This window comes from Rhizobium sophoriradicis (assembly GCF_025200795.1).
In the GTDB taxonomy this organism is placed as follows: domain Bacteria; phylum Pseudomonadota; class Alphaproteobacteria; order Rhizobiales; family Rhizobiaceae; genus Rhizobium; species Rhizobium sophoriradicis.
This window is the reverse complement of record NZ_CP104152.1, coordinates 2616031-2630690: the sequence shown is the minus strand read 5'-3', so window position 1 is coordinate 2630690 and position 14660 is coordinate 2616031. Positions and strand designations below refer to the sequence as shown.

12 protein-coding genes and 1 other RNA gene are annotated in these 14660 nt (G+C 62.8%); 7 read left to right on the top strand and 6 right to left on the bottom strand.

What is annotated here, in order from left to right; all coding sequences use genetic code 11:
• Positions 1-67 precede the first annotated feature (67 nt).
• Positions 68-3772, top strand: coding sequence for an AsmA family protein (locus N2597_RS13160; RefSeq protein WP_077992985.1), 3705 nt, complete (start codon positions 68-70; stop codon positions 3770-3772).
• A gap of 65 nt (positions 3773-3837) precedes the next feature.
• On the opposite strand, the gene N2597_RS13155 is transcribed toward N2597_RS13160, so the two are convergent.
• From N2597_RS13155 to ssrA, 4 genes are all read right to left on the bottom strand, one after another.
• The gene (locus tag N2597_RS13155) at positions 3838-4062 is read right to left on the bottom strand and encodes a ribbon-helix-helix domain-containing protein (RefSeq protein ID WP_009996656.1); all 225 of its coding nucleotides are present in this window, start codon (positions 4060-4062) and stop codon (positions 3838-3840) included.
• Positions 4063-4166: 104 nt separating this feature from the next.
• Positions 4167-4361, bottom strand: coding sequence for a DUF4169 family protein (locus tag N2597_RS13150; protein WP_183597243.1), 195 nt, complete (start codon positions 4359-4361; stop codon positions 4167-4169).
• Positions 4362-4412: 51 nt separating this feature from the next.
• Complete coding sequence (locus N2597_RS13145) at positions 4413-4928, bottom strand: SspB family protein (RefSeq protein ID WP_183597245.1); 516 nt, start codon at positions 4926-4928, stop codon at positions 4413-4415.
• A 128-nt stretch (positions 4929-5056) separates the two neighbouring features.
• Positions 5057-5419, bottom strand: a transfer-messenger RNA (tmRNA) gene (ssrA, locus tag N2597_RS13140).
• Positions 5420-5530: 111 nt separating this feature from the next.
• Here ssrA and N2597_RS13135 point away from each other — a divergent pair.
• The 5 genes from N2597_RS13135 (at position 5531) to N2597_RS13115 (ending at position 10976) form a co-directional block, all read left to right on the top strand.
• Positions 5531-6325 (top strand): thymidylate synthase, encoded by a 795-nt coding sequence (locus N2597_RS13135; protein WP_183597247.1) that lies wholly within the window; start codon positions 5531-5533, stop codon positions 6323-6325.
• Between the two features lie 13 nt (positions 6326-6338).
• A complete protein-coding gene (locus N2597_RS13130; RefSeq protein ID WP_183597249.1) occupies positions 6339-6857 on the top strand; it encodes a dihydrofolate reductase in 519 nt (172 codons plus the stop codon).
• A gap of 149 nt (positions 6858-7006) precedes the next feature.
• A complete protein-coding gene (hflK, locus tag N2597_RS13125) occupies positions 7007-8092 on the top strand; it encodes an FtsH protease activity modulator HflK (RefSeq protein ID WP_183597251.1) in 1086 nt (361 codons plus the stop codon).
• Between the two features lie 3 nt (positions 8093-8095).
• Complete coding sequence (gene hflC, locus N2597_RS13120) at positions 8096-9067, top strand: protease modulator HflC (protein ID WP_183597253.1); 972 nt, start codon at positions 8096-8098, stop codon at positions 9065-9067.
• 193 nt (positions 9068-9260) lie between these two features.
• Positions 9261-10976 carry a DegQ family serine endoprotease gene (locus tag N2597_RS13115; RefSeq protein ID WP_077992982.1) on the top strand — a complete coding sequence of 572 codons (1716 nt, stop codon included), beginning with the start codon at positions 9261-9263 and terminating at the stop codon, positions 10974-10976.
• Positions 10977-11277: 301 nt separating this feature from the next.
• Here the strand turns inward: N2597_RS13115 and serB are convergent, their stop codons facing one another.
• Positions 11278-12168, bottom strand: coding sequence for a phosphoserine phosphatase SerB (serB, locus tag N2597_RS13110; RefSeq protein WP_183597255.1), 891 nt, complete (start codon positions 12166-12168; stop codon positions 11278-11280).
• Between serB and miaA the strand changes: the two genes are divergently transcribed.
• The gene (gene miaA / locus N2597_RS13105) at positions 12167-13063 is read left to right on the top strand and encodes a tRNA (adenosine(37)-N6)-dimethylallyltransferase MiaA (RefSeq protein WP_183597257.1); all 897 of its coding nucleotides are present in this window, start codon (positions 12167-12169) and stop codon (positions 13061-13063) included. The two genes, serB and miaA, sit on opposite strands and share 2 nt — an antisense overlap.
• A 26-nt stretch (positions 13064-13089) precedes the next feature.
• Here the strand turns inward: miaA and pdxR are convergent, their stop codons facing one another.
• Complete coding sequence (pdxR, locus tag N2597_RS13100; RefSeq protein ID WP_183597259.1) at positions 13090-14568, bottom strand: MocR-like pyridoxine biosynthesis transcription factor PdxR; 1479 nt, start codon at positions 14566-14568, stop codon at positions 13090-13092.
• Positions 14569-14660: the final 92 nt, after the last annotated feature.

The following is a 14660-nucleotide window of genomic DNA, read 5'->3' as shown; positions in this document are numbered from 1 at the left end:
TGGGCCTTGCCCCCGGCATGAATAGCGCTAGTGTCGGCAACAGAATCCCGAATGGAGAATCCTTGCATTGTTAGGCCGGTTCCTCGTCTTTCTGGGGGGAGTGATCGTCGTAGCGCTGTTTGTGGCGCTGCTTGCGCCGCTGTTCATCGACTGGACGGATTTCCGCAAGAACTTTGAGGATCAGGCAAGCCGCATCATCGGCAAGAAAGTTACCGTCCACGGCACGGTGGATGCCCGCCTGTTGCCGTTTCCGTCGGTCACGCTGCATGACGTGCGCGTCGGCCAGGAAGCCGACGGCACGCCGATCGTCAGGGTCGAGCAGTTCTCCATGGATGCGGAGCTCGCGCCTTTCCTGTCGGGCGAGGCGCTGATCTTCGATATGCGGGTCGTCAATCCGAAGGTGCGTCTGAGATTGCTCAAGGACGGCACACTCGATTGGATGCGCGGCAGCCGCGCCGAAATTCCGGCAAAGACGGTCGTCCTTGAAAATGTGCATGTCAGCGGCGGCGAGGTCGAGTTCATCGACGACCAGTCGGGCCGGGGCCGCCGCATCACCGGCCTGAATGCGGAGATGTCGGCCAAGTCGCTCGCCGGCCCCTGGCGCATCGAGGGCGATGCGGCGCTCGACGGCGAACACGGGAATTTCTCGATCTCGAGCAGCCAGCCGGACGAGAAAGGCGTGCTGCGCATGCGCACGAAACTTTCCCCGGACAAGCAGCCGGTCAGCGTCGATCTCGATGGCGAGCTGAAGCTCGTCGATCGCAAGCCGAATTACCAGGGCCAGCTTTCAGCAGCGATCGAAAACCGCAACAGCGCCAAGTCGGCCAACAAGAATGAGCAGCCGCCGCGGGTCAAGGGTCGCTTCGAACTCACCAACGAACGCATCCGCATCCCTGAATACCGGATGGAGATCGGCCCGACCGACGACCCCTATGTCATAACAGGCGAGGCGACGCTCGACACCGGCAACGCGCCGGAATTCCTGCTGACCGCTGACGGCCAGCAAATCGATGTCAACCGCATCGGCAATGAAGGCGCGGCCGGCAAGACGACGCGGGATCCTGCGGTTTCGGCGCGGCAGCGATTGAATTCGCTGATTGATATCGTCGCACAGGTGCCGATCCCGCAAGTGCCGGGCAAGGCAAGCGTCAAGTTGCCGGCGATCGTCGCCGGCGACACGACATTGCGCGATGTGCAACTGGAGCTGGAGCCGGCCGGAACGGGCTGGATGATCAACAGCGCCATCGGCACGCTGCCGGGACGCACCCAGGTGGAAGGCAAGGGCAAGCTCCTGCTTCAGGGCGAGCCCTCGTTCAACGGTCAGATCGTGGTGGCCTCGAACCAGCCAACAGGGCTTGCCTCCTGGCTTGCCGGCTCGGTCGACCCGGCCATCCGGCAATTGCGGCAGGCGGGTTTTTCCGCCAATGTCAGCCTCACCCATGAATTGCAGCGTTTCGAAAACCTCGAAATCGCCATGGGATCGGCGACGCTGAAAGGCCGGCTGGAGCGGCAGGCGGTTTCCGGCCAGACGCCGACCCTGTCTGTGGCGTTGAATGGCGACACGCTTGATCTCGACGCGCTGCAGGCGCTGGCCGGCCTCGCGACCGGGCAGGACGCCGGCGACAATGTCCTCGATCACAAGATCGCCGCCCAGCTCAAGGCCGACAAGTTCACCGCTTTCGGCGTCGACGCCGAGAATGTCGAGACCACCTTCACGATCGCTGACGGGGCGCTTGCGGTCGACCGGTTGTCGGTCAAGAACCTCGCGGGCGCCGAGCTGACGGCGACGGGCCGGGCGGAAGGCTCGCTGCTCGACTACAAGGGTGCGGGTGAGATCACCTTCAAATCGGCCGATCCCGGCGGCTTCTTCACCATGCTGCGCGAGCATCTGCCGCACCACCCGGTGCTCGACCGGCTGGTGCGCAATGCCGGCTGGTACGGCAATACGGCATTGCGCGGAGCGCTGACGCTCGGCGGCGACGAAGGCGATGCGCTGACGGTGACATTGGCCGGTGTGGCGAACGGCAGCCGTGTCAATCTCGACTATCGCATGTCCGATCTGCTGGCGCTGACCGGCAACGGCACGACGAGCCTCGAGGCGACGCTCGAAAACGCCGTGCCGTCGATCCTCTTCGGCCAGGCCGGGCTCGACCCGCTGCCGGTCGAAGTCGGTGCCAACGGCCGCCTGACGCTCAAGGTGAAGGCATCGGGCAATGATCCCGCCGATGCGGCGCTGACCTTTGCCACCGACCGGACTTCGTTTACCGCCAACGGCAAGGTCGATGTCCGGCCGGAGAGTTTCATGAATGGTCAGATCGCGATTTCGCTCGATAGCGCCGATATCGACCCCTATCTCATCATGAACGGCATCGCCCTACCGCAGACCGGGACGGGATTGCCGTTCGGCCTGCAGGTCAATGCCGCCGTCGACAGCGACAAGATCGCCTTATCCGATATAAAGGGGCATGCGGCCGACAACGAGTTTTCAGGAGCGCTGAGCTTCGACCGGAAGGCTGCGAAGCCGACGGCGAGCGGCGCGCTGACGATCTCCAAAGCCGACGCCGGCTGGCTTGGCGAGGCAGTGTTCGGCCAGATCGTCGATCCCGCCAATGGCGCTTTGACGAAGGCCCCGCTCGGCCTGCCCGTCTTCAAGGATGTCGACGTCAAGGTGAAGCTTTCGGCCAAGCAGTTCTGGCCGGGCCTGCCGGAAACGGCGGTGTCCGATTTTACCAGCAACGTCGCCTATAAGGGCGACGAACTGCAGCTCAACGACATGGCCGGCAACTGGGACGGCGGCAAGCTCTCCGGCAACCTGCTCTTCACCAATGCCGACGGCACCGGCTTCCTGCAGACGAAGCTTGCGCTTGCCGATTCCGATCTTGCCGGCGTCGTCTGGCTGCGTGACGGTGCGCCGATCGCCAATGGCAAGTTCGACCTGTCGCTGTCGATGGAGGCCTCGGGCAAGACGATCGGTGAGATTGCCAGCTCGCTCAATGGTTCGGGGGAGCTGAGGCTCGGCGATACCAGCATACGCGGGTTGAACCTTGCCATCCTTCCGCCGCTGCTTGCCGCGACCGACACGATGCAGGAACAGATCAATGCCGGCAAGGTACATCCGATCGTCGAGACGCTGCTTAACAACGGCGAAGCGAAGCTGCCGCCGCTTGGAGTTCCCTTCAACATTACCGACGGGACGCTGAGGGTACAGAATGTCACCGTCGCCAATGATCTGGCCCGCGTCACCGCCGACGCACAGATCGCGTTGCCGGAAGAGCGCATCAGCGCAACGGTCGGCATCGGTCTCAATCCGGGCACGGAGGCGCTTCCCGGCGCAGAACCGGCGCTGAGGCTAAATTTCTCCGGCATGCTGCCGTCTCCCGGCAAGACGATGGATGTGACCGATATCACTAGCTACCTCTCGCTGCGCGCCTTCGAGCGCGAACGGCGGCGCGTCGAGCGGCTGCAGGCGATCGTGCTCGAAAAGCAGCGGCTGCGTCGCGAGACCGCGCTCTACCGCTTCAATGCCGCCGAGCGCGTCAGGGCCGCCGAGATCGAGCGGCAGCGGCAGGCGGAGGAAGAGCGGCTGCGCGCGCTGGCACAGGCAGCGGCGGCGCAGCAGGCGGCCGCCGAGGCGGAGGCTGCGCGCGCGGCGGAAGCCAGGGACAAGGCCGATGCGCAGGCGAGGGCGGCCGCGGAAGCGGCGCGGCGCAGCGGGCAGGTGCAGCCCGGTCAGCTCAACTTCGATCAGCTGCCGGACGTTCAGGCGCAATGAAGGCGCTTGGAAGGTCCGTGGGTCTTATCGGAAATCGACGCAGATTTTGATGGGCAATCGCGGCATCATGGCTGGCGGCTACCGCCGGCCTTCGCCCAGGAAAGCACATGGAGCCGCAGCGCCGACGACAGGTTGCTGTCTGGCTGGCGGTGGTCGTCGATCTCGGAAATCAGCGCGGCCAGCGACATCGAGCGGCCAGCCGCGATCGTCTTCAGTTCGGCCCAGAATTCATCTTCCAGCGAAAAACTGGTGCGATGGCCATGCAGTGTTGCCGAGTGCTTGCGAATCATGAAGGACGTTCACATCGCAACCGGCTTCGAAGGTCGATTCAAGAAAATCGTGCAAGTGGCTGATCGCAGATTCGTTTTCGGCTTTTCAAGCTTTGCGTGAAGCCTCATGCGCCGTCATCGTCCGTCTCGATCCGGCCATCACTGTGAGCCTTGTCGGCCTTTTCGTTCAGGCTGCGAGTGAGCTGCTTTTCGGCCTTGGTGCGTCCGAAGGAAATGCGGTTCTGCTCGGCCTGCTTCTCTTTCTCGGAGCGGAGCTGCTTCTTGCGGAACTGGCGCAGATTGATGATTTCGGCGCTCATGCGTGTGGCTGAATCCCTATGAAAAAAGGGAGGCTGAACCTCCCTTTGAAATCACTGCTTCTTGCGGAAGGAGTCGAGCGAGACGACGGAGCCGGGTTTCTTCTCTTCGCCGTCGGCCGGTTTTGCGCCGGCGGTTTCCTCAGGCTTTCCTGCGGCATCGACCGGATAGGCGGTGATCTCGCCGGACGGCAGCTCCTCGCCATCGGCGAGCGGCACATCGAATTCGAGCTCGAAATTGACGGAGGGATCGTAGAAGCCGCGGATCGCATTGAACGGAATGACCAGCTTTTCCGGAACGTCGGAGAAGGAAAGGCCTATTTCGAAATGCGTCTCGGTGATCTTCAGGTCCCAGAACTGGTGCTGGATGACGATGGTCATCTGCTCTGGATATTTCGACTTCAGGTGCTGGGAAATGCGGACGCCGGCCGCACCCGTCAGGAAGGTGATGAAGAAGTGATGGTCGCCGGGCAGACGGCCCGTTGTTGCGACTTCCGCCAAAACCTTGCGGATGACGCCGCGAAGTGCATCCTGCGCCAGAATGTCGTAGCGGATATGATCCTGCCCCATGCTTTTCCTGTCTTTCGTCGGTTCGGAAGTCTTTTCACAAGGTTATATGCCACGTCCGGGCGCCTTGGGAAAGACCGGAGCCGAGTCACGTTTTTTCGCAGCATACATGATTTCGTCAGCAGGGAGAAGGTGAAGGCTTCTGTTGCCAGGTGCCTTCGGACCCCGCCTAGAGGTGCGAACCACTAGGACTTTGATTGAAGTGTCACACCGCGATTAAGCAGCGAGACGAGCTTCCGCATAGTTGTCGTTTGCAACTACAATTTTAGCCCGATAACGGCGGTACAATGCCGAGCAAAAAGTCGATCTTTACACCCTTGTCGATCCTGTTTCGCCCCCATCAAAAGCCGGCCTTCAATGCCGCCGGTTTTTGGTGGAGGCGCCGGGTACCGCCCCCGGGTCCAATAGGTTTATTACACCGCTCATTTATTGCCATAGCCGGCCCGAAAGCCGGCAGGGTTGATATAGTGATTTCCTTCGCCCAAGGAAAGGGCAAACGTCATAAAAGCTTTACCTCCGGCGGCAGAAAGGACTGGAAAATGCCTGCCGGCGATTGGTTTCCTGAAAGCGAAGGCTTAAATTGGAGAAAACGGAATCAGCGCGCCATGCAGCAATATCTCGATCTCCTGAAGCATGTGATTGAAAATGGCTCCGACCGGGGTGACCGTACCGGCACCGGCACCCGCTCGGTTTTCGGCTACCAGATGCGCTTCGATCTCGAAGAAGGCTTTCCCGTGCTGACCACGAAAAAGCTGCATCTGCGCTCGATCATCCACGAGCTTTTGTGGTTCCTGAAGGGCGAGACGAATATCCGCTATCTCAAGGAGAACGGCGTCTCGATCTGGGATGAGTGGGCCGATGAGAACGGCGACCTCGGCCCGGTCTATGGTGCCCAATGGCGCTCCTGGCCGTCACCGGACGGCGGCCATATCGACCAGATCGCCAATCTGGTCAAAGGCATTGTCAACAATCCGAATTCGCGCCGCCACATCGTCTCGGCCTGGAATCCGGCCGAAGTCGACAACATGGCGCTGCCGCCCTGCCATTGCCTGTTCCAGTTCTATGTGGCCGACGGCAGGCTCTCCTGCCAGCTCTACCAGCGCTCGGCCGACATTTTCCTCGGCGTGCCCTTCAATATCGCTTCCTATGCGCTTTTGACGATGATGGTGGCTGAGGTGACCGGGCTCAAACCCGGCGATTTCGTCCACACGCTCGGCGACGCCCATCTCTACCACAACCATTTCGACCAGGCGAAGCTGCAGCTGACGCGCCGGCCGAAGCCGCTGCCCTTCATGCGCATCAATCCTGAGGTGAAGGACATTTTCGGCTTCACCTTCGATGATTTCGAGCTGATCGGCTACGAGGCCGATGCCAGCATCAAGGCGCCGATCGCCGTCTGATCCGGGACATTTCATGGCCGATATCCGCAGGACCATCATCGCCGCCGTTGCCCGCAACGGCACCATCGGCCGCGACGGCGACATGCCGTGGCGGCTGTCGAGCGATCTCAAGCGCTTCAGGGCGTTGACGCTGGGCAAGCCTGTCGTGATGGGCCGCAAGACCTATGATTCGATCGGCAAGCCGCTGCCGGGACGGCCGAACGTGGTGATTTCGCGGCAAACGGCGATCGATCATCCCGATGTCAATATGGCGCATTCGCTGCCCGAGGCGATGGACGCGGCTGACAGGCTGGCGCGCGAAACCGCCGCCGACGAGATCTGCATCATCGGCGGCGGCCAGATCTACGCCCAGGCGATCAATCTCGCCGACCGGCTCTGCATCACCCATGTCGAGGCCGATCTCGATGGCGATGCGTCGTTTCCTGAGATCGATCCCGATCTCTGGCAGGCGGGAGAGACGATCGCGGTGCCGGCCGGCGAAAGGGACAACTATCCCACCCGCTATGTCGTCTATGAGCGCCGTCACGCCTGAAAACGAACTATTTTCCAATTAAATTGACCAAGTTTCTCACGCTGCGTTGAAAGCCGGTGCGGTGATACCTATAACGGTCACCAACGCATCCGCCGGTCAGCCCCCACGGTCCCGGATGCGGGGAAGACTTAACGAACAACGAGGTTTTGATGCCCTGGAGCAATCAGAATGGCGGCGGCGGCCCTTGGGGCGGCGGCGGTAACAATCAGGGACCATGGGGTCAGGGGCCGAACCGGCCGCGCGGCAGCGGCGGCAAGGGCGGACCGCCCGATCTGGAAGATATTATCCGGCGCGGCCAGGACCAGCTGCGCAACATCGTTCCCGGCGGTTTCAACGGCGGCGTGGCGGTGATTGTTTTGGCGATCGTCGCCGTCTTCTGGCTGATCCAATGCGTCTACACCGTCCAGCCGGACGAACGCGGCGTCGAGCTGCGCTTCGGCAAGCCGCGGGAAACGGTGTCGATGCCGGGTCTGCATTTCCATTTCTGGCCGATGGATACGGTCGAGATCGTCAAGGTCACCGAGCAACTGCTGAATGTCGGCGGCACGCAGGGCAGCAGCAATACGGCCGGCGGGCTGATGCTGTCGGGCGACCAGAACATCCTCAACGTCCGCTTCAACGTGCTCTACCAAATCAGCGATGCGCGCGCCTATCTCTTCAACGTCGAAAGCCCGGCGCAGACGCTGCAACAGGTTTCCGAAAGCGCGATGCGCGAAGTGGTCGGCCGGCGCCCGGCGCAGGACGCGTTCCGCGACCGGCGCCTGGAGATCGCCAGCGAGGTCGCCAATATCATTCAGGATACGATGTCGCGCTACAATTCCGGCATTTCGATCAATAAGGTGACGATCGAAGACGTGGCGCCGCCGCGTGAAGTGGCCGACGCCTTCCAGGAAGTGCAGCGCGCCGATCAGGACAAGCAGCGCCTGGTGGAAGAAGCCAACCAGTACGCCAACCAGAAACTCGGTCAGGCACGCGGTGACGGCGCCCGTATCCGCGAAGATGCCGCCGCCTACAAGGACCGCGTCGTCAAGGAAGCGGAGGGCGAGGCGCAGCGCTTCATCGCCATCGACGAACAATATTCGAAGGCGCCCGACGTCACCCGCAAGCGGCTGTTCCTGGAAACGATGGAACAGGTGCTGAAGAATTCCAAGAAGGTCATCATCGAGGAGAAGCAGGGGGTCGTGCCCTATCTGCCGCTCAACGAGATCTCCAGACCGTCGCAGCAGGGAGGTTGAGCCATGACTTCGAACAGGCTTCCCGTCATTCTCATCATCTTCGCCGTCGTGCTGGTCGGGCTTTATTCCTCGGTCTACGTGGTCAACGCCCGCGAACAGGCGATCGTCGTGCGCTTCGGCGAAATCCAGTCGGTCAAGACCGAGCCCGGCATCTACTTCAAGCTGCCGTTCAGCTTCATGGATGCCGACCGCGTTCAGCTCGTCGAAAAGCAGAAGCTGCGCCTCGACCTCGACAATATCCAGGTGCAGGTCAAGGGCGGCGCGACCTTCGACGTCGACGCCTTCGTGATCTATTCGATCAACGATGCCCGGCGCTTCCGCGAAACCGTCTCCGGTGACCGCGACGCGGCCGAAGCACGGTTGCGCACCCGTCTCGATTCGGCATTGCGCCGCGTCTACGGTCTGCGGGAATTCGATGCCGCACTGTCCGACGAGCGCGTGTCGATGATGCTTGAAGTGCGCGACGATCTGCGTCCGGACGCTGAACTGCTCGGCCTCAACATCGAGGACGTGCGCATCCGCCGCACCGATCTGACGGCCGATGTTGCGCCGAACACCTATAACCGCATGCGCTCCGAGCGTCTGGCCGAAGCCGAACTCTTGCGCGCCCAGGGCACGGAAGACGGCCTGCGCCGCCGGGCGATTGCCGACCGCCAGGTGGTGGAGATCACCGCGGATGCCCAGCGCGATGCAGAAATCCTGCGCGGTCAGGGCGATGCCGAACGCAACCGCGTGTTCGCCGACGCCTTTTCCAGGAACCCCGCCTTCTTCGAATTCTATCGTTCGATGGCGGCCTATTCCTCGGCGCTTTCATCGCAGGACACGACGCTGGTGCTGTCGCCGAATTCGGAATTCTTCCGTTATTTCGACAATGCCGCCGGCGCTCTGCAGACGCCGCCGGCAAATTCCGGAGCGCCGGCTGCGGCCGTTCCCGGCGCGGCTGCGCCCGCAGCCCCCGCCCAGCCGGCGAACTGACGCCGCGCGCTGTCCGCACACTGAAAGGGCCGGCCTGCGCCGGCCCTTTTTGCATGCGCAGATTGAGACAATCCGGCTTTTGCGAGGAGGCGTCAGATTGCACGGGGATTTCGCGAAAAGGTGATTTCGCCCTCCATCATTCCGCCTTATGCTGATGCTCAATGTGCGCATTTACCGCTTATGAGGAAGCTTGATGGCCCCCACGATTGGCTCGCCCTTCAGACGAACGCTCGCGCTTATGGCGAGCGCCGCAATTCTGGCGCAAGCCGGCATGAGCGGGATTGCTTTTGCGCAAACCACGCCTGAAAAAGCAGCACCCGGGGTTGCGGCGCCTGTTCCGGCTGCTCCGGCGCCGACACCACCCGCACCCGCGGCACCGCAGCAGGTCCCGCCGCTTCAGGGCGTCGTGCCAAACAACGGACCGGCTTCCGTCGCCGATCTCGCCGAGGGGTTGCTCGATGCCGTGGTCAACATATCGACCTCTCAGAATGTGAAGGATGACGAAGGGGTCGGTCCGGCGCCGCGCGCGCCCGATGGATCGCCATTCCAGGAATTCTTCAACGACTTCTTCAACAAGAAGCAGGACGGCAGAGGCCCCAACCACAATGTCAGCTCGCTCGGCTCCGGCTTCGTCATCGACCCGACCGGTTATATCGTCACCAACAACCACGTGATCGAGGGCGCTGACGACATCGAAGTCAATTTCGCCAATGGCTCGAAGCTCAAGGCGAAGCTGATCGGCACGGATACGAAGACCGATCTTTCGGTGCTGAAGGTCGAGCCGAAGGCGCCGCTGAAAGCGGTCAAATTCGGCGATTCCAGCGAGATGCGCATCGGCGACTGGGTGATGGCGATCGGCAATCCCTTCGGCTTCGGCGGCTCGGTGACGGTCGGCATCATTTCCGGGCGTGGCCGCAACATCAATGCCGGCCCCTATGACAATTTCATCCAGACGGATGCGGCGATCAACAAGGGCAATTCCGGCGGCCCGCTCTTCAACATGAAAGGTGAAGTCATCGGCATCAATACGGCGATCATTTCGCCGAGCGGCGGCTCGATCGGCATCGGCTTCTCGGTGCCGTCGGAGCTCGCCTCCGGCGTCGTCGCGCAGCTGCGCGAATATGGCGAGACGCGGCGCGGCTGGCTCGGCGTTCGCATTCAGCCGGTGACCGACGATATCGCCGACAGCCTAGGGCTCGACACGGCCAAGGGTGCATTGGTCGCCGGCGTCATCAAGGGCGGCCCCGTCGACGACGGCTCCATCAAGGCGGGCGACGTGATTTTGAAATTCGACGGCAAGACGGTCAATGAAATGCGCGATCTGCCGCGTGTCGTGGCGGAAAGCACGGTCGGCAAGGAAGTCGACGTCGTAGTGCTGCGCGACGGCAAGGAGCAGACCGTCAAGGTGAAGCTTGGCCGCCTCGAGGACAGCGATCAGGCTGCATCCGGTGATGCAGCGCCCGATGGCTCGCAGGACGGCGTGATCACCCCTGATCCGGACGAGAACAACGACCTGGACCAGCCGGATACCGGCGATCAGATGCAGCCCGTACCGGGCGCACCGGCGCCCGACCAGCACCAGGGCCAGGTGTCGCCGGATGCGGCAACACCCAAGGAGGTGCTCGGATTGTCGCTGTCGCTATTGAGCCCCGAGACACGCAAGGCTTTCGGCATTGCCGAGAGCGTCGACGGCGTCGTCGTGACGGAGGTGGCGCCCGGCTCCGCCTCGGCCGAAAAGGGGTTGAAGCCAGGGGACGTGATCGTCGAGGTGGCGCAGGAATTCATGAAGTCGCCGGGCGCGGTCGCCGACAAGGTGAAATCGCTGAAACAGGAGGGCCGCCGCAACGCCCAGCTGATGATCGCATCGGCGAATGGGGATCTGCGGTTCGTGGCGGTGCCGATGGAGTAGGGGAGCTACGGCGCCTAGCGGCGCCTTCCTGTTCTCGCTCAACCTCTCCTCCGTCATTCCTGTGCTTGTCACAGGAATCCAGCCACCGCGCGTCTGCGCGGTGAATGAGTCTCATAGAGGTAAGAGAGTCACCCGCGCCCAAGGACTTGGGCGCGCTGGATCCCTGTGACGAGCACAGGGATGAGGGAGAGTGGGGTAAGCGGCGCGCCAAATCTCATGCCGACGCATGCGACAGTGCTGAATGGCCTGTGATCGACCGGTTTTTATTTGGTAACCCGGCCAGTGATGGTGAGTTGAGCATTCAACCCGTCGCAAAATCCGTCTTCCGATAACCCTGGATATAGAGCAGCGCCGTCAGGTCAGCGTGGTTGATGCGCATCTGCGCCTGGGCGGCGACCGTGGGTTTGGCGTGGAGGGCGACGCCGGAGCCGGCGAGCTGCAGCATGCCGAGATCGTTGGCGCCATCGCCGACGGCGATCGCCTCCTTCGGCGAAATGCCGAGGCGTGCCGATATTTCGTTCAGCGCATCGACTTTCGCCTGCTTGCCGAGGATCGGTTCGGCAACGAAGCCGGAGAGAATGCCGCCATCTTCCAGCAAGGTGTTGGCGCGGTTCTCGTCGAAGCCGAGAGTGGCGGCGATGGGGCCAGTAAAGACGGTGAAGCCGCCGGAGACGAGGGCGGTGTAGTGGCCTTTCGACTTCATGGTGGCGATCAGCTTCGGGCCGCCCGGGGTGAGCGTGATACGCTTGGCGATGACCTCGTCGACGACCGAGATCGGCAGGCCTTTCAGCAGAGCGACACGCTCACGCAAAGCGGGCTCGAAGGCGATTTCGCCGTTCATGGCGCGTGCGGTGATGGCGGCGACCTTCTCCTTCAGGCCGACTTCGGCAGCAAGTTCGTCGATGCATTCCTGGCCGATCATCGTCGAATCCATGTCGGCGATCAGCAGCTTCTTGCGGCGGGTCTCCTGCTCCTGGATGACGAGGTCGATCGGCGCGCTGGCGATGACGGCGAGGATATTGGCTTCGGCCGCCTGCGCATCCGTACCGTCACGAAGCGCGATGTCGCAGGCGACGCCGTCGGCTAGCCAGTAGAGACCGGAGGCTTCCACCGCCTCGGCCGCCTGTTCGGCGATACCAGGGGTCAGAACAGGATTTGACGGATTGGCAACAAGCGTGGCAACGAGGGCCATGATGGAAAACCTTCTGAGCGTAGAGAACGCGATCCTGATAACCGGGCCGACCGCCAGCGGCAAGTCCGCGCTCGCCATCGAATTGGCAAAGCGCCATGGCGGCGCGGTCGTCAATGCCGACAGCATGCAGGTTTACGACACTTTGCGGGTGCTGACCGCGCGCCCGTCGGAAGAGGAGATGCAAGGCGTGCCGCATCATCTCTACGGCCACGTGCCGGCAGGTGCGGCCTATTCCACTGGCGCCTGGCTGCGCGATGTTTCGGCGCTGCTGCCGGCATTGAAAGCCGCCGGGCAACTGCCGGTCTTCGTTGGCGGCACCGGGCTCTATTTCAAGGCATTGACCGGCGGTCTCTCCGACATGCCCACGATACCCGAGGCGCTTCGGGAGGAACTCAGGACGCGGCTGCTGGAGGAGGGGCCGGATAAGCTCTATGCCGAGCTTGATGCAATCGACCCTGCCATGTCGGCAAACCTCAACCGGCAGGACGGGCAGCGCATCGTCCGGGCGCTGGAGGTGATCAAGGTGACGGGACGGTCGATCGCCGATTTTCAGGGGCGGTCCGGACCAGTTCTGATCGACGCCGAGAAGGCACGAAAGATCGTCGTTCTGCCGGACCGGGCGGTGCTGCATCAGCGCATCAATGGCCGTTTCGAAAAAATGCTGCAGCAGGGCGCCGAAGACGAGGTGAGGACGCTGCTTGGCCTCGGCTTGCGGGCGGAGGCGCCTGTCATGAAGGCGATCGGGGTTTCGCAGATCGCGGCGATGCTGAAGGGTGAGATGACGCGCGAGGAGGTGCTGGAGAAGGGGGCTGCGGCGACACGGCAGTACGCCAAGCGGCAGATGACCTGGTTCCGCAATCAGATGGACGAGAGCTGGGAGCGGCTGGCCCTATAGTGCGTAGCCTGCCCCTTCAGTTGCGGTTACGCGCTGCGCATCTTCAGCAGTTTGGCGAGTTCACCCGCCGCCGCCTGCAGTTGCTCCCGCGGAAAACCGCCGAAACCCAGCATCAAGCCGGGGCGTGCCGGCTGCGCGCCATACATGGGGGAGATCGCCCGCACCGCGAGGCCGGCCGAAAGGGCGCGCGCCGCCAGCCGCACGTCGTCGGCTTCCTCGGGCAGCCATAGAACGATGTGCATGCCCTGATCGCTCGGCTGAACATGGCACCCTTCCGGCAGAACCCGCTCGAGCGCCGCGAGCAGAACAGCGCGGCGCTCGGCATAAAGACCCCGAATGCGCCTGATATGCGCCTCGAAATAGCCTTCCCTGATATAGGCGGCGAGAACGTGCTGTTCTGATATCGGCGAATGCCGATCAAGAATGGCGCGTGCGCCGGCGAAGGCTTCTGCGAGCGGCGCCGGGGCGATGACGTAACCCAGACGCAACGACGGAAAGAGCACCTTGCTGAAGGTGCCGAGATAAATGACGCGCGACGGACGCAGCCCCTGCATGGAGGGAAAAGGGTGGCCGGCATAACGCAGTTCGCTGTCGTAGTCGTCCTCGACGATCCAGGCTCGGTTCTGGTCGGCCCAGGCGATCAAAGCGTTGCGCCGTGCCATGCTGAGCGGCATGCCGACCGGATATTGGTGCGAAGGCGTGACGAATGCGGCGCGCGCTTCCGGGCAGAGTTCGAGGCCGCGTTCCACATTCATTCCTTGTGCGTCGACCGGGATTCGATGCGTCCGAACGCCGAGATCGTCGAGCACAGCCGTCAGGCCGGGATAAGCGGGATCCTCGGCCCATACCGGGTCGTCATGCGACAGAAGAACCCGGCCAGCCATGTAGAGGCCTTGCTGGGTGCCTGACGTAACGATGACCTGCACGGGTTCGCAATGAACGGCCCGTGCGCGGCGGACGTGGTCGGCGATGGCGATGCGCAGTTCGAGCACACCCATCGGATCGTGGTAGCCCGAGGGTGCGGCCTGTCTTGAGGCGCGCATTCGATTGCCGAGACGGCGCCAATTGTCGTCGGGCGCAATGCCGGAAGCGGGCACGGCGATGGCGAAGGGAACGGGCGGGTGAGGGGTCAGCGCACGGGCGATCGATATCAGCCGGGCAGCCGGGGCAGGCAGATCCACCGCCTCTGCGGACGCCGGCGCGGGCGGTGGCGGCGGAAGTGCCGGCGCCATGTCCGTCAGGGCGGTGGCAACACGAGTTCCCGCGCCCACTCTCGCCTCGAGATAACCTTCGGCTGTCAACTGGTCGAAGGCTTCGACGACGGTGCCGCGGGCAATCTTCAAAGAGGCGGCAAGGCTACGCGTCGAAGGAAGGCGCTCGCCCGGCCTCAGTTCGCCGCAGGCAATGGCGTGCCGCAGGGCCTGTGCAAGCCGGCGGCCGACATGGGCCGTTCGGTCGATCCCGTGGAGAGACGGAATTTCGATGGTGGCCCGTCGCTTCGACATTGCAAAATGGTCCATGAAGATTCTTGAAAATGGCGCTTCATGGTGAACCAATTTTAGAAGAGAAGGAAGGCCTCAGCGACTTCTGGAAAGCG